We start from the raw sequence: 21785 nt of genomic DNA, 5'->3' as shown, positions 1-21785 counted from the left end.
GTTCCGGCGTGACCGGATCGGCCCCCTTGCTCGTCCCCGGGGGTCGCCGGGGGCCGGTGGATGTGGCAGTCTGTCGAATATGTCTAGACCAATTTTCGAAGTCATCGCGCTGACGCCCCAGGACGCCCAGGCCGCCGAGTCGGGCGGCGCCGACCGGCTCGAACTGGTCACCGACATGGCCGCCGACGGCCTCACCCCGTCCGTCGAGGACTTCGGCCGGATCCGGGCCGCCGTCGGCCTCCCGCTGCGGGTCATGCTGCGGATCCGGGACGGCTTCGCCCCGGGTGACGTGGACGAGCTGTGCGCCCGGGCCGCCGCGCTGCGGGCCGAGGGCGCCGAGGAGTTCGTCCTCGGCTTCCTCGACGCCGACGGCGCCGTCGACCTGGCCGCCACCACGGCCGTCGCCGAGGCGATCGCCGGCTGCCGCTGGACCTTCCACCGGGCGATCGACCACAGCGCCGACCGGGCCGCCCTGCGGGCCGCCGTCGCCGCACTGCCCGGCCTGGACACCTTCCTCACCTCCGGCTCCCCCGCCGGGGTGGACGCCGGACGCGAGGTGCTGTCGGCCGAGCTGGCCCGGGCCGGCGAGCCCGGGTACCGGCAGCGGATCCTGATCGGCGGCGGCCTGCGGGCCGAGCACCTGAAGGAGCTGCGGGCGGAGGGCTTCGACGCCTTCCACGTCGGCGGAGCGGTGCGGGTGGACGGCTGGCGGACGCCGGTGGACGCGGCCAGGGTCGCCGAGTGGCGGGCGCTGATCGACGGCTGAGTGCCCGGTCCGGGTGCGTGTGCCGGTTCGCCCCGGGCGCTCGTGCGGAGCTTGCGAGCGCTCGTCGGAGAGGGCCGGCCCCCCGGACCGGCCCTCTCGCGTGCTACCGCAGCTGCTCCGGCAGCGGCTCGCCGTGCAGCACCGTCAGCCCGGAGACGGCACGGGTCAGCGCCACGTACAGCCGCCGCAGGCCGGTCCGCTCGTCCGGCTCCCCGGCGATCACCGCGGCCGGCTCGTCCAGCACCACGTAGTCGTACTCCAGGCCCTTGGCCAGCGAGGCCGGGACGAGGGTGAGCCGGGCCTGCGCGCTGGTCTCGGCGCCGGGGGAGAGGCGCGGCAGGCCGGCCGCGGTCAGCGCCTCGGCGAGCCGCGGGATGCGGGCGTCGGCGGCGATCAGGCCGGTCGAGCCCTCGTGCTCCAGCGCCTCCCGGCAGGCCGCCAGGACCGCCTCGGTGGTCTCCCCGTCCGCGACCCGGCGGACCGTCAGCGAGCCGGGCGCGGTGCGGACCGAGGAGGCCGGGGCCAGGCCGGGGGCGATCGCCGGGAGCAGCCGGGAGGCGTACGCGATGACCTCCTCCGGCACCCGGAAGCCCTTGGTCAGCTCCTCGACGTGCGCCTCCGGCTTGCCCAGGTGGCGCAGCGCCTCCGGCCAACTCGCCGTCGCCCAGGGGGTGGTGCCCTGGGCGAGGTCGCCGAGGACGGTCGCCGAGCCGGTGGTGCAGCGGCGGCCCACCGCGCGGTACTGCATCGGGGAGAGGTCCTGGGCCTCGTCCAGCACCACGTGCCCGAGCGAGGGGGTGCGCTGCACCAGGTCGGTCGCCTCGTCCACCAGGACGGCGTCGGCCGGCGTCCAGCGGGCGGTGCGCACCGAGCGGCCGGGCTTGGGCCACAGCACCGCCCGCTGCTCCTCGGGCGTCAGCACGCCCTCGGCGCACGCGGCCAGGAACTCCGGGTCGGAGAGCAGCCGCAGGACCAGCTTCGCCGGGTCGACGGCCGGCCAGCACTCCTTGACCACCGCCTTGACCGCGCCGTTGCGGGCCACCGCGTCCTGCACCCGGTCGTCCGGGGCCTCGCCGCCCTGCTCCATCTTCAGCAGCACGGCGTGCGCGATGCGCTGCGGCAGGGCGTCCCGGGCGGCGCCGTAGCGCACCTCGCGGCCCTTCAACTCCTCGATGATCTCGACGAGTTCGTACACCGGAACGCGCCAGCGGCGGGAGCCGCGGACCACCACGCAGGGCTCGGTGGGCAGCGTGATGCCCGACCGCACCGCCCGGCGCAGCACCTCGGCCATCCGGGCGTCGCCCTTCAGCCGAGCCGCCTCCGGGTCGTCCTCGCCCCTCACCTCGACGTGCCCGACCAGCTGCTGCACGGTGGCCTGGGCGACGTCCAGCTCGCCGAGGGCCGGGAGCACCTGCTCGATGTAGGAGAGGAAGGCGTTGTTCGGCCCGATCACCAGGGTGCCGGTACGGGCCAGCCGCTCGCGGTGGGCGTACAGCAGGTAGGCGACGCGGTGCAGGCCGACGGCGGTCTTCCCGGTGCCGGGCGCGCCCTGGACGCAGATGGTGCCCGTGATGTCGGACCGGACGATCTCGTCCTGCTCGGGCTGGATGGTGGCGACGATGTCGCGCATCGGGCCGACGCGGGGCTTCTCGATCTCGGCGGCCAGCAGGGCGGAGCCCCGCTCCGTCTCGGCCGGGTCGCTGAGGTGCTCGTCCTCGTAGGCGGTGAGCTCCCCGCCGGTGTAGCCGAAGCGGCGGCGGCGCTCGACGTCCATCGGCGCGGTGCGGCTGGCCCGGTAGAACGGCTGGGAGACCGGCGCGCGCCAGTCGATCACCATCGGGTCGCCGTCGGCGTCGTGGACGTGCCGGCGCCCGATGTAGAAGCTCTCGCCGCCGCTGCCCTCGCTCAACTCCTCGCTGATCGCGTGCAGGTAGTCGAGGCGGCCGAAGAACAGCGGGGTGTGCGAGAGGTCGGCCAGTGCGGCGATCCTGGCCTCGATCTGGTTCTGGAGCACGAGGGCGGTGACCCAGGTGCCGGTCACGTCGCGGATGTCGAGCGACTCGACGTCCTCGCGCATGGCTCGCAGAGCGGCCCGGGACGCGGCCAGGTGCGCGCGTTCGCGCTGGAGGGGGTCGGTGGTGGGGGTGGCGGGCACAGCGAACCTTCCCGGCTGCCCCGGTGGCGGGTGCAGCGGATCGTAGGAGCTCACGGTGGGTACGGCCGACCGGTTGCCGTGCGGTCGACACCTCCCCCGGCTGCCTGCGGGACTTCAGCAGGTACCACGGTTCGGGAGGGGGCAGACGGACGATCTTAGTCCCGTCCGTCCCGGGGTTCCAGCCGTGCGGGTCTCGGGGTCGCCCCCTACTCCGGCCCGGGGCCGCCGTACACCGGGAGGACGATCCGCGCACCTGCGGATACGGCCTTTGGAGTGATGCCCGCGGCCGCCCGGGTGCCTACCGTTGAAGACATGAGCACCACGAACCGCACCCCCCGATCCGGCCCGTCCGGCGCCACCGCCGTCTCCGGGCGTCACCGCAACCCGCTGAGCACCGCCGTCCGCAACGTCGGCATCGCCCTGGACACCGCCGCGCGCGTGATCTTCCTCGGGCGCGACGGTGTCCGGTACTGACGCGACGGCGTCCGGTGCCGGACCGCGGGCCTACAGCACGTCGTCGGCGTCGATGATCCGGTACGCGTAGCCCTGCTCGGCCAGGAAGCGCTGCCGGTGGGCGGCGAAGTCCTGGTCCACGGTGTCCCGGGCGACCACCGAGTAGAAGTGCGCCGCGTGGCCGTCCGCCTTGGGGCGCAGCACCCGGCCGAGGCGCTGGGCCTCCTCCTGGCGGGAGCCGAAGGTCCCGGAGACCTGGATGGCCACGGTGGCCTCGGGCAGGTCGATCGAGAAGTTCGCGACCTTGGAGACCACCAGGACGCCGATCTCCTTGTTCCGGAAGGCGTCGAAGAGCTTCTCGCGCTGGGCGTTGCTGGTCTCGCCCTTGATCACCGGGGCGTCCAGGGCCTCGCCGAGTTCGTCCAGCTGGTCGATGTACTGGCCGATGATCAGTGTCTGGTCCTTCTCGTGCTTCCTGACCAGCGCCTCCACCACCCGCCGCTTGGTCGCCGTGGTGGCGCAGAAGCGGTAGCGCTCCTCCGGCTCGGCGGTCGCGTAGGCGAGCCGCTCGGAGTCGGTCAGGGTGACCCGCACCTCGCAGCAGTCGGCGGGCGCGATGTAGCCCTGTGCCTCGATCTCCTTCCACGGCGCGTCGAAGCGCTTGGGGCCGATCAGGCTGAACACGTCGCCCTCGCGGCCGTCCTCGCGCACCAGCGTGGCGGTCAGACCGAGCCGGCGGCGGGCCTGGAGGTCCGCGGTGAACTTGAACACCGGCGCGGGCAGCAGGTGCACCTCGTCGTAGACCACCAGGCCCCAGTTGCGGGCGTCGAACAGCTCCAGGTGGGCGTAGACGCCCTTCCGCTTGGTCGTCATCACCTGGTAGGTGGCGATGGTGACCGGGCGGATCTCCTTCCGGGTGCCGCTGTACTCGCCGATCTCGTCCTCGGTGAGCGAGGTGCGCTTGACCAGCTCGTGCTTCCACTGGCGGGCCGAGACGGTGTTGGTGACCAGGATCAGCGTGGTCGACTTGGCGTGCGCCATCGCGGCCGCGCCGACCAGCGTCTTGCCGGCGCCGCAGGGCAGCACGACGACGCCCGAGCCGCCGTGCCAGAAGCCCTCGACGGCCTGCGTCTGGTACGGGCGCAGCTGCCAGCCGTCCTCGTCCAGGTCGATCGGGTGCGCCTCGCCGTCCACGTACCCGGCGAAGTCCTCGGCGGGCCAGCCGAGTTTGAGCAGCACCTGCTTGATCTGGCCGCGCTCGGAGGGGTGCACCACCACGGTGTCCGGGTCGACCCGGTTGCCGACCAGCGGGACGATCTTCTTGGAGCGCAGCACCTCCTCCAGCACCGGCCGGTCGGTGGTGGTCAGCACCAGCCCGTGGGTCGGGTGCTTGACCAGCTGGAGCCGCCCGTACCGGCCCATGGTGTCCGCCACGTCCACCAGCAGCGCGTGCGGCACCGGGTAGCGCGAGTACGTCACCAGGGCGTCCACCACCTGCTCGGCGTCGTGCCCGGCCGCCCGCGCGTTCCACAGCCCGAGCGGCGTCACCCGGTACGTGTGCACGTGCTCGGGCGCCCGCTCCAACTCGGCGAACGGTGCGATGGCGCGACGGCAGTCGGCGGCCTTGGGGTGGTCGATCTCCAGGAGAAGAGTTTTGTCGCTCTGGACGATGAGCGGTCCGTCGTTCACGCGGGGGAGCCCTCCACTGGCTGACAGGCTGGATTGACGCAGACCCTCCAGTGTCGCGCATTCCGCGGTGAACGTGGACGGGCTCCCGTGGACGGGCGTGGAACGGGCTCGGTGGACGGGCTACTTCCACTCGTAGAGCTTGCCGGTGATCCTCTCGTCGGCGTCGGTGTCGAACTCGAAGAGGCCGACGACGCCGTTGAGGCGTTCGAGCTGCGGGGCCGCGGTGGAGAAGAAGAGCGCGCCGCGGAAGCTGGTGCCGCCGTTCTCGGTGGGGTGGCCGAGGCCGCTGCCGTGCCAGGTGACGCTCTGGCCGTCGGCGGTCATGTCGACGCCCTGGCCCTCGCCGTAGACGGTGCCGTCGGGGCGCGGTTCGGCGTCGTAGGTGCCGAACCCGTTGACGGCGGTGCCGAAGTAGCTGCCGGTGATCCGGATGGATATCTCGATCGTCACGTGGCCGTCGCCGACGGCGACGACCCGTCGGCCGGTGTTCTGGCCGTGGAATTCGCCGATGAGTTCGCCGAGCATGGGTTGCCTCCCGTTCGGAACCCCTGCTTCCGGACTACGCCGATGGGGCGGGCCCGTCAATGACTTCGAGTGACCACGGTGCGCACTCGCTCGTTGAGCCGGTCATGAAGAAGTCGAAGCGTGTTCTCACCGCCCTCGCCCTGATGGGCTCGGCCTTCGCGGCCACCGCCTCCTCGGCCGGTTCGGCCCACGCCCTGGCGGGCATCGGCGAGGGGCCCGGCGGCCTGCTCGCGGCGCCCGGGTTCCTGCTGGCGGACACCGTCACCGGGGGTGCGATGCCGATCGGGCAGGGGCAGATCGGCAGCCTGGCGGACAAGGCCGTCCAGGACAAGATGAAGGAGGCGCAGCAGGGGCACTGAGGCCGGGGCCCCGCCCCCGGCGGGGGTCAGGGCGCGCCCGGGGTCACTCGTCGAGTTCCGCGACGCCGGTGATGCGGTGCAGGGCGAAGGTGCGCAGCTCGTCGGCGTGGTGGTCGAAGGCGGTGACGAAGCCGCCTTCGACCTTGACCGGGTCGATGATCCGCTGGCTGGCGATGCCCTCGGCGTTGAGGTAGCCGATCCACATGCGCTCGCCGAGCAGCACGGCCGTCTGGAGGGCGGCCAGGGTCTCGGCGGCGGCGGTGCGGGGGAGCCGGCGCGGGTCGGCGGCGGGCTCGCGGCGGGCGGCGGTGGCCGCGCGGTCGCCGGCCCGGATGGCCTTGATGGCGGCGGCGAGCAGGGTGTCGTCGGGGCTGGGCGGCCCGTCGGGGACGGGCACGGGTGCCGTCCGGGGCGGGGTGCGGTGGGTGTCCGGGCGGGTGATCAGCACGTCGCCCTCGGCGGACTCGGCGGCCGGGGCGTAGCCCATCGTGCGCAGGGTGGCGAGCAGGACGTCCGGAGCGGCCTGGGCGGCGACGACGGTGGGGGCGAGCAGCCGCAGCCGCAGGTCGGCGGAGCGCCGGTCGGCGAGCACCTCGCCGAGCAGGGCCGGGTCGTCGCAGCGCAGGTAGGAGGAGGCGGCGCCGACCCGCAGGACGCCGTGCCGGCGGGCGACGTCGTCGATCAGGTAGCCGAGCGGCTGCGGGACGGGCGTACGGCTGTGCTGCTCCAGGAAGGCCCGCAGGTCGGCGGCGGTGCGGCCGGCGTCGAGGGCGCGGCGCACCGAGGCCGGGGTGAAGCGGTAGACGGTGGCGCCGCCCTTGGACTCGATGTCGGCGCACAGCGCGAGGGCCTGGGCGAGCGGGGTGAGCAGCGGGCCGGGGGCGATCGCGGTGAGGTCCGGCTGGAGGATCACGTGGTCCAGCGGCTGCGGGAGCAGCGGGGCGAGCACCTCGGCCGGGTCGGACTCGGCGGTGAGCAGGGCGCGGGCCGGGGCGGCCAGGGCGCCGCGGCCGGTGACGCCGAGCAGTTCGGCCTCGTCGAGGGTCCAGGCGGTGAGGTCGTCGCGCAGCTCGCGGCCGTCCGGGCCGGTGGGGCCGCCGCGCAGCGGGCGCTGCCAGCGCAGGGTGGGGAGCAGTTCCTCGGCGGTGGCCGGGGTGCCGGGCGGGAGTTCGGCGAGCAGGGCGAGGGCGGCGCGGCGGACGGACGGCGCGAGGGTGCGGTCGAGTTCGGGGCCGAGGGCGGCGCGCGGCTTGCCCCGGCCGTCCGGGGTGCCGGTGAGGGCGGGGACGCGGGTGGCGGCGAGCCAGGCGGAGGCCAGGACCGACCAGCGTTCGGCGGTGTCCAGGTGCAGCCAGGCGTCGTACGCCGGGGTGGGGGCCCAGCGTTCGTCCACCTCGCCGTCGGGGGCCAGCAGCCCGGCGGTGTAGGCGAGTTCGAGCCAGAAGGCGGTCTGCTGCTCGGTGCTCTCCAGGGCCTGGGCGGTGCGCTTGAGGTCGCGGACGCCGAGGCCGCCGGCGCGCAGGGTCAGCGGCGGGGTGAGGCCCAGGCCGTCCAGCAGCTCCTCGACGGTCTTGACCGCGGTGTGCGCCTGCCCGGCCGCGGCGCTGTCCACCACCCCGGGGTCGCGCGGGGCGGCGGCGGGCGCGGGTTCGGGCTGGACCGGTTCGACGGTGCGGTGGGTGCGGCCGCCGCGCAGGTGCAGGGCGAGTTCGCGGGGCAGGACGACGCTGCCGGGGCTGCTGGGCAGCAGCAGGCCGCGGGCCAGCAGCCACTCGACCGGGCTCTGCGCGTCCTCGGCGGTGACCGGGCGGGCGGCGTCCGGGACGGTGCCGGTGGGCGGCCCCCAGACCAGCCGGTCCAGCAGCCGCAGCGCGGCCTCGGGCGCGGTGTCGAGCAGCGCGGCGCAGCGGGCGCGGTCGGTGAGCAGCGCGGTGAGCGCGGCGACGGCGCTGACCGGGTCCGGGGTGGCGGGCTGCCCGGCCGAGGCGAGCAGCTGCTGCAGCCGGGCCGGGGACATGCCGACGGTGGCGTCGGCGAGGGTGGGGCCGAGGCCGGTGCGGCCCGGGTTGCCGGCGGTCGGGGCGAGCGCCTCGCGGACGGCGAGGACCAGCCGCAGGCCGTTGTCGGGGCCCCAGAGCAGCGCCCGGTCGCGCAGGGTGGCGATCGCGCGCGGCAGGGCGCCGGCGACGGCGGACCGGTCGGCCGGGGTGAGCGGGGTCGCGCCGGGGTGCGGCTTGACCTTCGCCGGGCCGGTCAGCAGGGTGCGGACGGTGCTCAGCGAGGTGCCGTCCGGGGCGGTGGCCAGCGCCTCGGCGACCTGGAGGGTGAAGCGGTCGAGCCGCTCCAGGGCGCGCAGTGCGGAGGCGCGCGAGGAGAGCCGGGCGGACAGCTGGGTGAGGTCGCCGGGGACGGGGTTCAGCAGGTCGGGGCGGGAGCGGAACAGGGCGGCGAGCGCGTCGTCGGGACGGGCGCGCAGCTCCTCGGCGAGGGTGCGCGGGCCGGTGGCGGACCTGCCCCGGCGTTGAGGGCCCTGCTGTGTGGTCATTCGACCTAGGTTAGTCGGGCGTGGGGACGACGGGGTGTCCCTCGTGCGGCCGCCCCTGCGGCGCAGCGCCGTACCCGCGGACGGACTCGCGCGGGCGGGGGCGGGGTGGGTAGCGTCACGCCGAGGGCGGTTCGGTGGGCGGCCGGTACGGGTGAGGCGGGGTGGTCGGTGATGACGGACGGCGAGTGGTGGCGCAAGAGCGGGCCCTGGAGCGAGCGTTCGGACGGCGGCCCGGACGGTGGCTCCGGGGAGCGCGCGTCCGAGGGGGCCGCCGAGGTGCCGTCCGCTCCCGCTCCCGTCCCTGTCCCCGACCCCGACCCCGACCCCGACAGCGTGTACGACCCGCCGGCGCCGAGCGCGGCGGGCATCCCGTCCGTACCGCTGGACCTCCCGGACCTGGCCGAGGCCCGGGAGCGGGCGGACGCGATCCCGCCGCCGACGGTGTCGAGCACCGGCCCGTGGACCATGACGCTCTTCGACTTCTCGGACGGGCCGCGGCCCGCGCCGAAGCCGATCCCCGAGCAGCGCACCGCCGATCAGCCGAGCGCCGAGGAGGCCGCGGCGCCCGCCGGGCCCGCGGACCTGAAGAAGAAGCCGCGCCGGGGCCGGCGCAAGCAGGCCCCCGCCGCTCCTCCCGCGCAGCCCGGGGCCGCCGCCGGGAAGGCCGGGGGCAGGAAGGGCAGGGCCAAGGCCAAGGGGAAGGAGGCGGAGCAGGGCGCGCCCGCCCGCAAGCCCTCCCCGCTGATCCTGCTCTCCTGCGGCCTGCTGGTCGGCGGGGCGGTCTCCGGCTTCTTCCCGGCCATGCTGGCCGGCTGGGGCCTCGGCTACCTGTCCCGCCAGATCTCCGACCTGATGCGCAAGTTCGTGGTCCTCGGCATCCCGCTGGCCACGATGAGCGCGACCACGCTCTTCTCCATGCGGCAGGCCAAGCAGGCGGGTGGCCAGGGCGGCGGCCTCCAGTCGGGCTCGCCGCTGGGCCAGATCAGCTGGTCGGCGGCCCCGGACGTGCTGCGGGTGTCCGCCGTGCTGTCGGCGGTGGTCCTGCTGCTGCTCGCCATGCGCCGCCGCCCGCCGCAGCAGGGCTGAGCCGGGGCGGTGCGGGTGCCGCCGCCGGGGTGGCCGGGTCCGTGGGGCCTATCGGGCCTATCGGGCGGGCCGGGTCAGTCTGGCGGGCCGGGTCAGTCGTCCGCGAGGTGGACCAGGTGGCGGAAGGTCGCCGGGTCGCCGAGGTGGCCGACGATCCAGTGGGCGACGGTGGCGCGGGTGGCGGTGCCGGCGCGGGGCAGCGGCCGGTCGTACGAGACCTGGGGGCCCGCGGACGGCGGTCCGTCCTTGAGCATCGGCACCCGGACGACCGTCCACGCGGTGTCGGACCCGGCGAGCACCGCCTCCATCCGGGCGAGGTCGTGGTGGACCTCCCGGTAGAGCCGGTCGACCACCAGCCCGGTCACCACCCGCTGGGCGAACGGGAGCCGGCTGGTGTCCAGGCCCGCCGAACTCATCGTCACCAGGTGCCGGACGCCGCCGGCGCGGACCGCCGCGGTCAATTCCCGGGCGCCGTCGGAGAAGACGGTGGTGGCCCGGCGGCCGGTGGTGCCGAGGGCGGCGACGACGGCGTCCTGGCCGTCCAGCGGGCCGTGCAGGGAGCCGGGTCGGCTGACGTCGGCCCGCGCGGTGCGCGGGGTGCCGTGCGCGTAGTGCGGTAGTCGGGCGGGGTCGCGGGCGACGGCGGTGACGGTGTGTCCGGCCGCCAGGGCGAGGTCGACCACCAGGCGGCCGGTGCGTCCGGTGGCGCCCACGACTGCGATCCTCATCGGTTCCTCCTCGGGATTCCCGGGACCCGGACTCGGGACCCGTGACTCGTGACTGGTGCTCGTAACCCGCGCTCGGGACTTGTGACTCGTGGCGTGCGACCGGGCACCGGGGCGGTGCTTGGCATTCATTCAGACGGACTGTATGAATGAAATCAAGTGAACCACAGTGCACCGCGAGTGCAACCCCGAAGGAGCGATGGGACATGGGAGTTCGGCAGACTCGTTACCCCGACCTGGACGGCCGGGTGGTGGTGATCGCCGGCGGCAGCCGGGGCATCGGCGCGGAGACCGCCCTCGCCTTCGCCCGGCAGGGCGCGGCCGTCGCCGTCCTCGGCCGCGACGAGGCGGCGCTGACGGAGGTGGCCGAGCGGATGCGGGCGGAGGGCGCCCGGGCGCTCGGGCTGGTCGCCGACTGCACGGACGCGACGGCGCTCGGCTCCGCCGCCGCCCGGATCGAGCGGGACCTCGGCCCGGTCGACGTCCTGGCCGCCTTCGTCGGCGGCGACGGCTACCCGGTGCCCACCGTCCGCGAGACCGAGGAGCACTGGCGGGCCGTCCTGGACGGCAACCTCACCGCCACCTTCCTCACCGTCCAGGCCTTCCTGCCCGGCCTGCTGGCCCGCGGCAGCGGCTCGATCGTCACCATGGCCTCCACGGCGGGCCGACTGCCCAGCGGCGCCTCCGCCGCGTACGCCACGGCCAAGGCGGGCGTGCTGATGTTCACCCGGCACCTCGCGCTGGAGGTCGCCGGTGCGGGCGTCCGGGTCAACGCCGTCGCGCCGGGCGCCGTCCGCACCGAACGGACCGCCGCGCAGATGCCGCCCGAGGTGCGGGCCACGGTCGCCGCCGCACACCCGCTGGGCCGCCTCGGCGAGCCGGAGGACATCGCCTCGGCCGCGCTCTTCCTGGCCTCCGACGCGTCGTCCTGGATCACCGGGCAGACCCTGGACGTCAGCGGGGGGCGGATCATGCTCTGAGCGGCGGGCCGCCCCGCCGAGCGCCGGGGCGGCCCGGCCCGGGTGGACGGATCGGCGATACTGCCAGTTCACACGGAACGAGTGGAGGCGAGCGGGATGAGCCCCCGGTCCTACCGGATGGGACAGCGGCAGGCGGAGGTCGACGAGACGCGCGCCCGGATCGTCGCGGCCGCCCGCGCGCACCTGGCCGAGACCGGCGGGGCCTCGCTGGACGCCGTCGCCCGTCGCGCGGACGTCGCCCGGGCGACCGTCTACTACCAGTTCGGCTCCAAGGCGGGCCTGCTGGAGGCGGTCTGCGACGCCCTCGCCGAACAGGGCGGCATGGCCCGGCTCGCCGAGGCCTTCACCCTGGCCGACCCCTGGGCGGCGGTGGACCGCTTCGTCGAGGTGATGGGCGGCTTCTGGGCGGTCGACCGGGTCTGCACCCGCCGGCTGCGGGCCCTCGCCGCGCTCGACGAGGAGGTGGGCCGGGTCATCGCCGACCGCGACGCCCGCCGCCGCGAGGGCGCCGCCGTGCTGACCAGCCGGCTGCCCGCCGCCCCGCCGGACGCGGCGGGCCTGCTGTTCGTCCTCACCGCCTTCGAGACCTACGACGCGCTGGCGGCGGAGGCGGAGGCGACGGCCGGGGCACCGGACGGCGACGGCGCCCTGGCCGCCGCCACCCCGGCCGTCACCCGCCTGGTCCGCGCCGCGCTCGGCGGTCCGGCGGAGCCCTCCTGAGGCACTCGGCGCGGTGCCGCGGCGGGCCGGTGCGCCGCGCCCCGGGTCGGCGCCCCTCGCCTCGGGCAGGCGCACTCGCCTCGGGTCGGCACCTCCGGCGGCAAGGGGGTTAACACCCGTACGGGACGGGTGCTTTCCCCGTTCTGCGGGCGGGCCGGTCGCGGCCAGACTCGGGGCATGCCCGCGCAGCCCGTGATGACGACCGAAGCGCCCGAAGCCCCCGCCCCCCGGTCGGGGAGCGGCGGCAGCGACTTCGCCCAGTTGACCCGCCGAATAGCCGCCGAGGGACTGCTCGCCCGGCGCCCCGGCTACTACGCCGTCCGCGCGGGCCTGGTGCTCGCCGCCTTCCTCGGCGGCTGGTACGCCCTGTTCGCGCTGGGCGACACCTGGTGGCAGCTCGGCCTGGCGGCGGCGATGTCCGTGGTGTTCGCCCAGATCGGCCTGCTCTCCCACGACCTGGCGCACCGTCAGGTCTTCGACCGGCGGCTGCCGAGCGAGGTCGGCGGCCGGATCGCCGCCAACCTGATGATGGGCATGAGCTACGGCTGGTGGATGAACAAGCACACCCGCCACCACGCCAACCCGAACCACGAGGAACGGGACCCGGACGTCGCCCCCGACCTCCTGGTGTGGTCCAAGCGGCAGGCCCGGCAGGCGGGCGGCCTCGCCCGGTTCATCGGCCGCCGGCAGGCGTACCTGTTCGTGCCGCTGCTCCTGCTGGAGGGCCTCAACCTCAGCTTCAACAGCTTCCGCGCGCTGCGCGGCCCCGCCATGAAGCGCCCGGTGCTGGAGGGCGCGCTGCTGGTGGTCCACTTCGCGGCCTACTTCGGGCTGGTGTTCGCCGCCCTCCCGGTCGGCAAGGCGGTCGCCTTCCTCGCGGTGCACCAGGCGCTGCTCGGCGTCTACCTGGGCTGCGTCTTCGCCCCGAACCACAAGGGCATGCTGATGGTGACGCCGGAGATGAGGCTCGACTTCCTGCGCCGCCAGGTGCTCACCTCGCGCAACGTCCGCGGCGGGCTGCTCGTCGACTCGGTGATGGGCGGGCTCAACTACCAGGTGGAGCACCACCTGTTCCCCAGCATGCCCACCCCGGCGCTCGGGCGGGCCGCCCGGATCACCCGGGAGTTCTGCGCCGAGAAGGGCGTCCCGTACTACGAGACGGGCCTGTTCCGCTCCTACCGGGAGATCTTCGCCCACCTGCACCGGACGGGCGAGCCGATCCGCTCCGGCGGGTGAGCTCCGGCGCCGGGTGCGCGGCGGCCGGCCGGCGGGCGGCCGTCACATCCGGCCGCCGGGATCCGTCGGTGGGGCAGTGGGACCACACCGACGGTACGGAGGAACAGCGGGATGCTGACGAACATCATGTACGTGACGGTCTACGTGACCGACCAGGACCGCGCCCTGGAGTTCTACGTCGACGGGCTCGGCCTGGAGAAGCGCATCGACCACCCGGGCCCGGACGGGCGGTTCCTCACCGTGGCCGTCCCGGGCGGCGGGCCGGAGATCGTCCTGTGGCCGCACCCGGAGTCGGCCGGCCTGCCGGCCGGTCGGCAGCCCGGAGCGGGCGTGCCGGGGCCGGTGTTCATCGAGTCCGACGACCTGCGGGCGGACTTCGAGGTGCTGCGCGGGCGCGGGGTGACCTTCGAGCAGCCGGAGCCGGAGGACTACGGCTTCGGCATCCGGATCGAGGCGGTCGACCCGGACGGCAACCGGATCGCGCTGCGCCAGCGCGCCGCCTGGCAGACCGACGGGCGGGCCGACGTGGCCGACGCGAAGGCCGAAGCGAAGGCCTGAACGGCACCCTCCCGCACGGGGGGCCGGACGCACCGGCCTCCCGTGTCGGACGGCACCGCCCGCCCCGTTCCGCGTCCGCGCCCGTACGATGCCCGAGCGGGGTGTGCGGAGGCCGGGGGTGGATGTGGTTCGGTTCTGGCTGCGATGGGTGCTGATCGCGGTGCTGGCGGCGGCGGTGGTGTCCGTCGGCTGGGCGGGGTGGCGGCAGTACCGCGACACGGCCATCCCGACCCCGCCGGACGTCCCGGGGCTGGCGCGGGACGCGGCGACCGGGGAGGCCCGCCGGGCGGCCGAGGAGCGGATGGCCGGCCGGATCGACCTGCTGCCGGAGCTGCTGCCGTGGGCACAGGGGTTGGCCCGGTCGACGGTCGACGTGTGCCGGACCGACTACCGCGGGGACCTGTTCGCCCGGGGCAAGTGGCTGCCGACGGCCTGCGAGCGGACCGTGAACGTCTACCTGGCCTTCGACGGGAGCGACGTCCGCTCCCGGCTGGCCGATCTGGACCGGTACCTGGACGGCCAGGGCTGGCTGAGCTCGCAGCGGTGGAAGGGCCTGGTCGAGGCCGACGAGTACGACCACCAGCCGCCCGCCGACCCCACCCCCGAGGAGGTGGCGGAGGCGGCGGCCCGGCCGGTCTCCCCGTCCGTGGAGTTCGAGCTGTCGACGGACGGGGCGGTGCGGACCGAGCTGTACGTGAGCGTGGCCCGGGCGCCGGGCCCCGAACTCCTGACCTCCGGCGAGGACTACTGGTACGAGAAGTACGGCGGCCGGCGCTACCGGAACGACGAGGGGCAGCGGTCCGAGTACCTGACCTGGCAGCCCGTGCGGCCGGGCGAGGTCACGAAGCCGGCCGAGGGCCGGTACGTGGCGGTCCTGGGCTTCACCACCCGGTACGCGCAGGAGCGGTGAGCGGCCGCGGACCGGCCGGTCAGCCCGCCGGGGCGGGGGGCGGCGAGAGCGGTAGGGTGGCGGTGACCCGGAAGCCCGAGAGGTACGGCGAGGCGGTCAGCTCGCCGCCGAACAGCGCGATGCGCTCGGCGAGTCCGAGCAGGCCGTGGCCGGTGGACAGCTCCCGGGGGGCCTCGGGGCGGCGGCCGGCGCCGTCGTCGACCACTTCCAGGGCCAGCACCTCGGACCAGCGGATCCGCACCGCGGCGTGGCTGCCGGGGCCGGAGTGCTTGATGATGTTGGTGACGGCCTCCTGGACCAGCCGGTAGGCCGTCAGGTCGACGCTGTCGTCGAGGCGGGCCGGGTGGCCGTGCACCTCCAGGTCGATCAGGATTCCGGCGCGCCGGGCGTCGTCCAGCAGCAGGCCCAGGTCGGCGAGTCCGCGCCGCCCGGCGCCGGCCGCCACGGGCACGTCGGCGGTGCGCAGCAGCCGGAGCATCCGGCGCAGCTCGGCCATCGCGTTGCGGCCCAGCTCCTCGATGTCGCCGAGGGTGGCGGCCAGCCGGCCGGGGTCGGTGGGCGCCGTGCTGCGGGCGGTGTCGGCCCGCATGACGATGACGGCCACCGCGTTGGCCACGATGTCGTGCAACTCGCGGGCGATCTGGACGCGTTCGTTGCGGACGGCCCGGCGGGCCAGCGCGAGTTCGCGCTGGTCGCGTTCGGCGGCGACGGCGGCGGACCGGATCCAGCGGCCGGCGCCCCAGGCGACGGCGGTGATCGGCAGGTAGAAGGCGATGCCGCTGATGACGAGGGCCGTCTGGCGGTCGGGGCGCACCGCCCCGGTGGCGATCGGATCCCAGATGCCCAGGGCGACCGGGAGGCCGGTCAGCACCAGCGCGGTGAGGGCGACCGGCCGTTCGCCCAGCCGGGCCACCGAGTACAGCGCGATCAGCAGCCCGAAGAAGGGGGTGAAGCCGAAGTCGGAGTTCAGCGAGAGCAGGGCCGCGCCGACGGCCGCGGCCCAGACCACGGCGAACACCGCCGTCGGCCACCGCCTGCGGAAGGTCAGCGCGACGACCTCCGGGAGGGCGAAGGCGGTCAGCAGCAGCTGGTCGCGCCCGTTCACCTCCGGCGCGAGCGGGGTCGCGTAGAAGAAGGCGTCGGGGACGGTGACCGCCAGCGCCAGTGCGGCGTCCTGCGCCGTGACGGTCCGTGACCGCGGCCGGCGGGCGGGGTCCGTCACAACCGGAGCTCCCGGCAGCACGTGTGGTTGGAGCCCAGGCAGCACCAGATGTCGGCGAACTCCGCGAACCCGCCGGCCTGGCTGTCGGACCACCACGGTTCCACCGGTGCGGCGTGCTCCGGCGGACGGATCGGGTAGCCGAGGGCGAGGTGCGTGGCCCAGAGGTCGCCGTGGTGCTGCCGGAGGGTCTCGACGAACCGGTCCCGGGTGATCTCCCCGACGGAGGGACCGTGCCGCGACGGCGTGAGCAGGGCCAGGAAGGCCGCCGCGCTGGTGGTGCCGTCGGTGGCGAAGGCGGCCAGGCCGATGCCGGCCACCCGCAGGGCCTCGGCGCCGTCCCCGGGGGCGGGGTCGACGGTGATCCGGACGGCGAGGCTCTGCCACGGGTCGCCGACCGTCCGAGGCGGGTCGGGCACCAGGACCGACCGGGGGTCGAGCAGGAAGCCGTGAGCGAGGACCGGACCGGTCTCCCCGCCCGGTTGGACCTGGTGCACGGTGGCGCCGACGGTCGGGGACGGGGTCGTCCGTTCGTTCATGGTGGGGCTCCCTGGGGGGAGTGGGATGAATGGGGTCCTTCACCCCAGTCGTAGCGTGCCCCGTCCCGCGTCGCCTGCGGGAATGACCGCTCGGGTGAGTGGCCGGCCGGTCTGGTCGCGGTCCCTCGTACGGGCGGCTGCGAGGGGTCGGGCGCCCGGTCAGCCGCCCGGTCAGCCGCCGAAGCCGGCGAGCAGCCCGCGCGGGTCGAAGGTCACCCGGATCCGGGTGATCCGGCCGTCCTCGACGTGCATCCAGTTCGCGGTCGGCGCCGGCGGGGCGATGCTCGTGCACAGCTCGAACCAGGTGATCACCTCGTCGCCCTCGGCCACCCGGACCTTCACGTCGATCCTCTCCAGCACCCGGCCGAGCCCCTTCAGCCCGGCCAGCGCCTCCTCCACCCCGGAGGCCGTCCCCAGGGCCCCGACGAAGTCGACGTCGTCGGCCAGCAGGTCACGGACGGTGTCGAACTCGCCCGACTCCCAGGCGGTGAAGTAGGTCTCGGCGATCTCGCGCGCGCTCTTCGTCGTCGTCATGCCTTCATCCTCCGACCGGCCGAGCCATCCGTCCAACAGATGGATCTGATGGCTCCTATCTGCTCAAGTGATGAAAATGGCGCACGGTGCGTGAGCGGTCGGGCGCGGTCGTCACGCTGAGCGAATGTCAGCTGAGGTGGTTTCGGACCGCCGGGCCCGGTAAGGCGCTCAGCGCTGGAATGTGAAGGAGGCGTGAATCGTGATCACTGAACAGCAGGCCCGTTCCATGCTGCACCACCCCGTCCATGACGCCCAGGGCAACAAGATCGGCAAAGCGGACCACATGTTCCTTGACGACGCCACCGGAAAACCGGAGTGGGTGAGCGTCAAGACCGGTTGGTTCGGTGCGAGCGAGTCGTTCGTGCCGATCCGCGACGCCCGGGTCGTCGACGACCACCTGGAGGTGCCGTACCCCAAGGAGAAGGTCAAGGACGCGCCGCTGGTGGACGTGGACAGCACCGGACACCTCTCCGAGCGGGAGGAGCGCAGGCTCTACCAGCACTACGGCATCGCCTGGGACGACGCCTGGAAGTCCGCCAACCAGCCCGGCGAGGGCGGCTGGGCCCACGCGGGCGGTGGTACCGCCGCCGCCGCGGGCGCCGGTGCCGCGGCCGGCACCGCCGCCACGACCGGCCGCCCCGGTACGACCGGTACGACCGGCATCACCCCGACCGGCACCACGCGCGCCGCCGCCGCTCCGGGCGCCGCCGCCACCGGGCGGACCGGCCACCTGGGCAAGGACGGCGCGATGACCCGCTCCGAGGAGCGGATGAGCGTCGGCGTCGAGCGGTACGAAGCCGGCCACGCGAAGCTGCGCAAGTACGTCGTCACCGAGGAGGAACGGCAGACCGTGCCGGTGCGGCACGAGGAGGTCCACCTCGAGCACGAACCCATCACCGACGCCAACCGGGGCGCCGCGATGTCCGGTGAGCCCATCTCGGAGGCCGAGTACGAGGTCACCCTGCACGCGGAGCGGCCGGTGGTGCGCACCGAGGCCGTCCCGGTCGAGCGCGTGCGGCTGGTGACCGAGGAACGCGTCGAGGAGCAGACCGTCACCGGCCAGGTGCGCAAGGAGCGCATCGAGGCCGACCTGCCCGACGGGAAGTCGGGGCACCTGCGGGACAAGGAGTTCCGGGCCCAGGAGCTCCGCGACAAGGACCGCCGCCGGTGACACCCGGCGGGCCGTGACCGCCCGGGCGGCCACGGCCCGCTCGTCGGCCGGGCGGTTCGTCGGACCGGCCGATCGTCGGATCCTTCCCCGGGCCCGTCGGGTGTTTCCCCCGACGGGCCGATCGGCCGAGCGGACGGAGCACCCGGTCGCATATCGTCACCGGTCATGGAGATGCACCAGCTGCGCTACTTCGCCGCCGTGGTCGACGAGGGCACCTTCACCGCCGCCGCGGCCCGGCTGCACGTGAGCCAGTCCGGCATCAGCACCCAAGTGGCCAAGCTGGAACGCGAACTGGGCCAGCAGCTGCTGGACCGGGCCGGACGGCAGGTGCGTCTCACTCCGGCCGGTGAGGCGGTCCTCCCGCTGGCGAAGAACGCGCTGGCGACCCTCGAAGCCATCCAGCACACCGCCGCCGAGTTCGCCGACGCCGTCCGCGGCCGGGTCCGGCTGGGCATGATCATGGGCTGCTCGATCCCGCCCTTCCTGGACGCCGTCGCCGACCTCGGCCGCAGCCACCCCGGCATCGAACTCAGCCTGCACGAGGGGCACTCCGAGGACCTCCAGGCGCAGGTCCTGGCCGGTTCCCTCGACCTGGCCCTGATCGGCTACGCGGGCGAGGTGTCCCCCGGCCTGGAGGCCACCGTCGCCGTCGACGAGCCGATCGCCGCGGTCGTGCCCGTCGGGCACCCGCTCGACCGGGCGCGGCTGCGACTCGCCGACCTGCGGGGCGAGAAGATCCTCTGCCTCTCCCCGGGCACCGGCATCCGCGCCGCCTACCAGGACTCCTGCCGCCGGCTCGGCCTGGACCCGCGGGTGGACATCGAGGCCAGCTCACCGATCGCGCTGCTCCGGCTCGCCGAGCGCGGCGCGGGCGTGGCCGTGCTCAGCGCGTCCTCCGCCGCGGGCACCGCGGGCGCCGGGCTGCGGACCGTGCCGCTGGCCGACGCCGCCACCTGCGCCCGGCTCGGCCTGGTCGCCCGCCACGACCAACCGTCCCCGGCCGTACGGTTGTTGCGGGCCAGGCTCCGGGCGGCGCTCCGCTTCGGGTGATCGTCGGCCGCAGGCGCGGAGGGGCTCCTTCGTCCGCCAGCGCCAACCGGTCGCTCCCCGCGGGGCTCAGGACTTCCAGCGCGGATCGCGCCCCGAGGCGGCCACCGCGCGGTCCCAGGCGGAGGCGTCCTCCGGCAGCGCCACCGACGCCGCGAACCCCGCGTACTGCCGGTACAGCTCGGCGTTCTCCGCCACGATCTCCCCGACCAGCAGGGCGAGTTCCTCGTCGACCTCGATCCGCCCGCCGGTCGCCCGGGCGACGTCCCAGCCGTGCAGCAGCAGCTCCAGGACCAGCATCCGGGCGATCCCGACCGCCGGCACCGGGGAGCCGCCGAGGTCGACGTTCCCCTCCCAGGCGGCCGGGTCCGCCCAGGCCGCGACCGCGCGCTCCAGCTGGGCCGCGTAGGCGGAGCGCCAGTCGGCGTCGGCGGTGAAGTCGCGCGACCCCAGCTCCTCGGGCAGCTCGGTGCGCCGGGCGCGGTGCTCCAGGCCGTGCGAGGTGTAGAGCACCCAGTGGTTGATCAGCGCACGGGTGTCGAACTCCGTGCAGGGCGTCGGCCCGTCCAGCGGCCGGTCGGCCGGGACGGCGGCGGCGACAGCGGCCGCCGCGGAGGCGGCGCGGGCCAGGAAGGGGTGCATCGGGTGGGCGTTCATGCGTCGATTCTGGCGCGGGGGGCACCGGCCGGTCTTGAAGAAACGCGACGGGCCGTAGCCTGGCGGCATGGCGATCGACCCCCGGGACCTGCAGGAGCTCCCGGGTTCCCTGGACCCCCAGGACCCCTCCGACCTCGGCCGCGGCGTGCTCCACCCCGCCCGGGCGGCGGAGCTGATCACCGTGGACCGGCTCGCACCCGACCCCGCCGTGGCGCGGTTCGTCGAGTACTACTGGCTGGTCCGCTGGGACCTGCGGGGCCTGCCGCCGTACGAGCAGAAGGTGCTCGCCCACCCCAACGTCCACCTGGTCTTCGAGGCCCCGCGGGCGCGCGTCTACGGGGTGGACCGCTCGCTCTTCGTGCGCCGCCTGGAGGGCGCCGGGCACGTGCTGGGCGCGCGGTTCCGCCCCGGCGCCTTCCGCCCCTTCGCCGGGCACCCGGTGAGCGGGCTGGCCGACCGTTCCGTGCCCGCCGCCGAGTACTTCGGGCCCGAGGCCGACCGGGTCTGCGCGGAGGTCCTCGCGGCGCCCGGCAGCCCCGCCGCCCTCGCCGACGCCTTCCTCCGCCCCCGGCTGCCCGCGCCGGACCCGGTCGCCGCCGAGGTCGCCGCCATGGTGGACCGGATCACCGGCGCGCCGGACCTGTGCCGGGTGGACGGGCTGGCCGCCGAGCTGGGCCTGACCGTCCGCCGCCTCCAGCGCCTGTTCGCCGAGTACGTCGGCGCCTCCCCGAAGTGGGTGCTGCGCCGCGCCCGCCTCCACGAGGCCGCCGAACGCGCCGGAGCGGACGGCGGGTTGGACCTGGCAGCGCTCGCCGCCGAGCTGGGCTACGCGGACCAGGCGCACCTCACCCGGGACTTCACCGCCGCCGTCGGCGTCTCCCCGGCCCGCTACGCGGGGACGCGCCGAGACGGCCCTCGGGCCGCCTACGCCCCCAGGAAGCGCTGCAACTCGTCCAGCAGGTAGTTGGCCCCGGTGTAGCCGATCCCCTGGAACCAGAGCTGGTCGTCCACCGGGAACGCCCGGTGCCCCCTGACCGCCCCCAGCGCCTGCCAGCCCGGGCTCGCCAGCACGGCGTTGGCGCCGGACGCCTCCGGGCCGCCGTACACGGCGTACAGCAGGAGGTCGCCGTCGGCCCTGGCGAGCTGGTCCGGCGGGATCTCGAAGTCCGACTGGTCGACGTTCTGCGCGTCCGGCCGGCCCACCTGGGCGTCGGCGAGCACCGTCCCGGGGAAGCTCTGCCGGCCGAACAGCCGGATGCCGCCGCCCTCCACGAACCGCACCAGGCTCACCCTGCGCCCCGACGCCTTCGCCGCCGCCAGCGCCTGCGCCACCTGCCCCGCGTGCTTCTGGTACGCGCCGGCGAAGGCCGCCGCGGCCGCCTCCCGGCTCAGCGCCTGGGCGTGCAGCTGGACGTTGGCCTTCCACGGCGCCCCGGCGGTCTGGGTGAGCACGGTCGGGGCGATGTCCCGCAGCTGCTCGTAGCGGTCGCCGTCGCGGGTCTGGTTGGAGAGGATCAGGTCCGGCCGCAGCGCCCGTACGGTCGGCAGGTCGGGCGCGCCGGCCGGGCCGACCAGCCGGATCCCGGCGGTCCGGGAGGCCGGCCAGTACGCGGGGTAGCTGGTGTCGCGGCCCGCCAGCGCGGCGCCGACCGGGGTGATGCCGAGGGTCAGCGCCGAGTCGAGCACGTCGGTGTCCAGCACGACCACCCGCATCGGCGCGCCCGGCACCACCACCGGGCCGGTGGCGGCGTTCACCGTCACGGGCGGGACCGCGGCCGGGGACGGCGTGGCGCCGGTGGTGGGGCCGTCCGCGGTCGGCGGGGCCGGGGGCCGGGTGGTGCAGCCGGCGGCCGCCGCGAGCGCGCCCGCGCCGAGACCGGTGAGGAGGGTGCGGCGGGAGATCCGGGGCAT

At 75.2% G+C, this 21785-nt stretch carries 22 protein-coding genes; 12 read left to right on the top strand and 10 right to left on the bottom strand.

Features of this window, described 5'->3' with window-relative positions; all coding sequences use genetic code 11:
• Window positions 1–79 precede the first annotated feature (79 nt).
• Window positions 80–766 carry a copper homeostasis protein CutC gene (locus ACFY0X_RS34375; protein WP_387760442.1) on the top strand — a complete coding sequence of 229 codons (687 nt, stop codon included), beginning with the start codon at window positions 80–82 and terminating at the stop codon, window positions 764–766.
• Between the two features lie 103 nt (window positions 767–869).
• Here the strand turns inward: ACFY0X_RS34375 and ACFY0X_RS34370 are convergent, their stop codons facing one another.
• The gene (locus tag ACFY0X_RS34370) at window positions 870–2921 is read right to left on the bottom strand and encodes a HelD family protein (protein WP_387760441.1); all 2052 of its coding nucleotides are present in this window, start codon (window positions 2919–2921) and stop codon (window positions 870–872) included.
• A 312-nt stretch (window positions 2922–3233) separates the two neighbouring features.
• Between ACFY0X_RS34370 and ACFY0X_RS34365 the strand changes: the two genes are divergently transcribed.
• On the top strand, window positions 3234–3395 hold the full coding sequence (locus ACFY0X_RS34365; protein WP_316526849.1) for a hypothetical protein: 162 nt from the start codon (window positions 3234–3236) through the stop codon (window positions 3393–3395).
• Window positions 3396–3425: 30 nt separating this feature from the next.
• On the opposite strand, the gene ACFY0X_RS34360 is transcribed toward ACFY0X_RS34365, so the two are convergent.
• The gene (locus ACFY0X_RS34360; protein WP_387760440.1) at window positions 3426–5063 is read right to left on the bottom strand and encodes a DNA repair helicase XPB; all 1638 of its coding nucleotides are present in this window, start codon (window positions 5061–5063) and stop codon (window positions 3426–3428) included.
• 120 nt (window positions 5064–5183) lie between these two features.
• Window positions 5184–5588 (bottom strand): hypothetical protein, encoded by a 405-nt coding sequence (locus tag ACFY0X_RS34355; RefSeq protein WP_387760439.1) that lies wholly within the window; start codon window positions 5586–5588, stop codon window positions 5184–5186.
• 104 nt (window positions 5589–5692) lie between these two features.
• Between ACFY0X_RS34355 and ACFY0X_RS34350 the strand changes: the two genes are divergently transcribed.
• Window positions 5693–5947 carry a hypothetical protein gene (locus ACFY0X_RS34350; RefSeq protein ID WP_387760438.1) on the top strand — a complete coding sequence of 85 codons (255 nt, stop codon included), beginning with the start codon at window positions 5693–5695 and terminating at the stop codon, window positions 5945–5947.
• Between the two features lie 43 nt (window positions 5948–5990).
• On the opposite strand, the gene ACFY0X_RS34345 is transcribed toward ACFY0X_RS34350, so the two are convergent.
• Window positions 5991–8492 carry a helicase-associated domain-containing protein gene (locus ACFY0X_RS34345; RefSeq protein ID WP_387760437.1) on the bottom strand — a complete coding sequence of 834 codons (2502 nt, stop codon included), beginning with the start codon at window positions 8490–8492 and terminating at the stop codon, window positions 5991–5993.
• Window positions 8493–8663: 171 nt separating this feature from the next.
• Here ACFY0X_RS34345 and ACFY0X_RS34340 point away from each other — a divergent pair, with 171 nt between their 5' ends.
• Window positions 8664–9578, top strand: coding sequence for a hypothetical protein (locus ACFY0X_RS34340; protein ID WP_387760436.1), 915 nt, complete (start codon window positions 8664–8666; stop codon window positions 9576–9578).
• A 92-nt stretch (window positions 9579–9670) separates the two neighbouring features.
• Here ACFY0X_RS34340 and ACFY0X_RS34335 read toward each other — a convergent pair whose 3' ends face one another.
• Window positions 9671–10306 (bottom strand): NAD(P)-dependent oxidoreductase, encoded by a 636-nt coding sequence (locus ACFY0X_RS34335; RefSeq protein ID WP_387760435.1) that lies wholly within the window; start codon window positions 10304–10306, stop codon window positions 9671–9673.
• A 203-nt stretch (window positions 10307–10509) separates the two neighbouring features.
• Between ACFY0X_RS34335 and ACFY0X_RS34330 the strand changes: the two genes are divergently transcribed.
• The 5 genes from ACFY0X_RS34330 to ACFY0X_RS34310 all read left to right on the top strand — a co-directional run bounded on the left by ACFY0X_RS34330 (window position 10510) and on the right by ACFY0X_RS34310 (window position 14707).
• Window positions 10510–11283 (top strand): SDR family NAD(P)-dependent oxidoreductase, encoded by a 774-nt coding sequence (locus ACFY0X_RS34330; protein WP_387760434.1) that lies wholly within the window; start codon window positions 10510–10512, stop codon window positions 11281–11283.
• Window positions 11284–11379: 96 nt separating this feature from the next.
• Window positions 11380–12003 carry a TetR/AcrR family transcriptional regulator gene (locus ACFY0X_RS34325; RefSeq protein WP_387760433.1) on the top strand — a complete coding sequence of 208 codons (624 nt, stop codon included), beginning with the start codon at window positions 11380–11382 and terminating at the stop codon, window positions 12001–12003.
• Window positions 12004–12198: 195 nt separating this feature from the next.
• Window positions 12199–13239, top strand: a complete 1041-nt coding sequence (locus ACFY0X_RS34320) for a fatty acid desaturase family protein (RefSeq protein ID WP_387760455.1) — start codon at window positions 12199–12201, stop codon at window positions 13237–13239.
• Window positions 13240–13350: 111 nt separating this feature from the next.
• Window positions 13351–13797, top strand: coding sequence for a VOC family protein (locus ACFY0X_RS34315; protein ID WP_387760432.1), 447 nt, complete (start codon window positions 13351–13353; stop codon window positions 13795–13797).
• Window positions 13798–13915: 118 nt separating this feature from the next.
• Entirely contained in the window at window positions 13916–14707 is a 792-nt protein-coding gene (locus tag ACFY0X_RS34310; protein WP_387760431.1) for a hypothetical protein, read from the top strand.
• Between the two features lie 19 nt (window positions 14708–14726).
• On the opposite strand, the gene ACFY0X_RS34305 is transcribed toward ACFY0X_RS34310, so the two are convergent.
• The 3 genes from ACFY0X_RS34305 to ACFY0X_RS34295 form a co-directional block, all read right to left on the bottom strand.
• Window positions 14727–15929, bottom strand: coding sequence for a sensor histidine kinase (locus ACFY0X_RS34305; protein WP_387760430.1), 1203 nt, complete (start codon window positions 15927–15929; stop codon window positions 14727–14729).
• A complete protein-coding gene (locus ACFY0X_RS34300) occupies window positions 15926–16465 on the bottom strand; it encodes a hypothetical protein (RefSeq protein WP_387760429.1) in 540 nt (179 codons plus the stop codon). The genes ACFY0X_RS34305 and ACFY0X_RS34300 overlap by 4 nt, the downstream gene beginning before the upstream one ends.
• A 171-nt stretch (window positions 16466–16636) precedes the next feature.
• Window positions 16637–16999 (bottom strand): nuclear transport factor 2 family protein, encoded by a 363-nt coding sequence (locus ACFY0X_RS34295; RefSeq protein ID WP_387760428.1) that lies wholly within the window; start codon window positions 16997–16999, stop codon window positions 16637–16639.
• Between the two features lie 199 nt (window positions 17000–17198).
• On the opposite strand from ACFY0X_RS34295, the gene ACFY0X_RS34290 reads away from it, so the two are divergent.
• Window positions 17199–18170, top strand: coding sequence for a PRC and DUF2382 domain-containing protein (locus tag ACFY0X_RS34290; RefSeq protein ID WP_387760427.1), 972 nt, complete (start codon window positions 17199–17201; stop codon window positions 18168–18170).
• Between the two features lie 165 nt (window positions 18171–18335).
• Window positions 18336–19220, top strand: coding sequence for a LysR family transcriptional regulator (locus tag ACFY0X_RS34285; RefSeq protein WP_387760426.1), 885 nt, complete (start codon window positions 18336–18338; stop codon window positions 19218–19220).
• A gap of 66 nt (window positions 19221–19286) precedes the next feature.
• On the opposite strand, the gene ACFY0X_RS34280 is transcribed toward ACFY0X_RS34285, so the two are convergent.
• Window positions 19287–19874 (bottom strand): TIGR03086 family metal-binding protein, encoded by a 588-nt coding sequence (locus tag ACFY0X_RS34280; protein WP_387760425.1) that lies wholly within the window; start codon window positions 19872–19874, stop codon window positions 19287–19289.
• 67 nt (window positions 19875–19941) lie between these two features.
• Here ACFY0X_RS34280 and ACFY0X_RS34275 point away from each other — a divergent pair, with 67 nt between their 5' ends.
• On the top strand, window positions 19942–20838 hold the full coding sequence (locus ACFY0X_RS34275; protein WP_387760424.1) for a DUF6597 domain-containing transcriptional factor: 897 nt from the start codon (window positions 19942–19944) through the stop codon (window positions 20836–20838).
• On the opposite strand, the gene ACFY0X_RS34270 is transcribed toward ACFY0X_RS34275, so the two are convergent.
• Window positions 20799–21785 carry an ABC transporter substrate-binding protein gene (locus ACFY0X_RS34270; RefSeq protein ID WP_387760423.1) on the bottom strand — a complete coding sequence of 329 codons (987 nt, stop codon included), beginning with the start codon at window positions 21783–21785 and terminating at the stop codon, window positions 20799–20801. The two genes, ACFY0X_RS34275 and ACFY0X_RS34270, sit on opposite strands and share 40 nt — an antisense overlap.

The sequence above is a fragment of the Kitasatospora sp. NPDC001547 genome (assembly GCF_042894165.1).
GTDB lineage: Bacteria > Actinomycetota > Actinomycetes > Streptomycetales > Streptomycetaceae > Kitasatospora.
Note: the sequence above shows the minus strand (reverse complement) of the source record. Positions and strands in the feature narration are given on the sequence as shown.

Bases quoted from the DNA above. Each gene is read 5' to 3' on its own strand.
- ACFY0X_RS34375 (WP_387760442.1), top strand. From the start codon at position 80: ATGTCTAGACCAATTTTCGAAGTCATCGCGCTGACGCCCCAGGACGCC.
- ACFY0X_RS34365 (WP_316526849.1), top strand. From the start codon at position 3,234: ATGAGCACCACGAACCGCACCCCCCGATCCGGCCCGTCCGGCGCCACC.
- ACFY0X_RS34355 (WP_387760439.1), bottom strand. From the start codon at position 5,588: ATGCTCGGCGAACTCATCGGCGAATTCCACGGCCAGAACACCGGCCGA.
- ACFY0X_RS34350 (WP_387760438.1), top strand. From the start codon at position 5,693: ATGAAGAAGTCGAAGCGTGTTCTCACCGCCCTCGCCCTGATGGGCTCG.
- ACFY0X_RS34345 (WP_387760437.1), bottom strand. From the start codon at position 8,492: ATGACCACACAGCAGGGCCCTCAACGCCGGGGCAGGTCCGCCACCGGC.
- ACFY0X_RS34340 (WP_387760436.1), top strand. From the start codon at position 8,664: ATGACGGACGGCGAGTGGTGGCGCAAGAGCGGGCCCTGGAGCGAGCGT.
- ACFY0X_RS34335 (WP_387760435.1), bottom strand. From the start codon at position 10,306: ATGAGGATCGCAGTCGTGGGCGCCACCGGACGCACCGGCCGCCTGGTG.
- ACFY0X_RS34330 (WP_387760434.1), top strand. From the start codon at position 10,510: ATGGGAGTTCGGCAGACTCGTTACCCCGACCTGGACGGCCGGGTGGTG.
- ACFY0X_RS34325 (WP_387760433.1), top strand. From the start codon at position 11,380: ATGAGCCCCCGGTCCTACCGGATGGGACAGCGGCAGGCGGAGGTCGAC.
- ACFY0X_RS34320 (WP_387760455.1), top strand. From the start codon at position 12,199: ATGACGACCGAAGCGCCCGAAGCCCCCGCCCCCCGGTCGGGGAGCGGC.
- ACFY0X_RS34315 (WP_387760432.1), top strand. From the start codon at position 13,351: ATGCTGACGAACATCATGTACGTGACGGTCTACGTGACCGACCAGGAC.
- ACFY0X_RS34300 (WP_387760429.1), bottom strand. From the start codon at position 16,465: ATGAACGAACGGACGACCCCGTCCCCGACCGTCGGCGCCACCGTGCAC.
- ACFY0X_RS34295 (WP_387760428.1), bottom strand. From the start codon at position 16,999: ATGACGACGACGAAGAGCGCGCGCGAGATCGCCGAGACCTACTTCACC.
- ACFY0X_RS34285 (WP_387760426.1), top strand. From the start codon at position 18,336: ATGGAGATGCACCAGCTGCGCTACTTCGCCGCCGTGGTCGACGAGGGC.
- ACFY0X_RS34280 (WP_387760425.1), bottom strand. From the start codon at position 19,874: ATGAACGCCCACCCGATGCACCCCTTCCTGGCCCGCGCCGCCTCCGCG.
- ACFY0X_RS34275 (WP_387760424.1), top strand. From the start codon at position 19,942: ATGGCGATCGACCCCCGGGACCTGCAGGAGCTCCCGGGTTCCCTGGAC.
- ACFY0X_RS34270 (WP_387760423.1), bottom strand. From the start codon at position 21,785: ATGCCCCGGATCTCCCGCCGCACCCTCCTCACCGGTCTCGGCGCGGGC.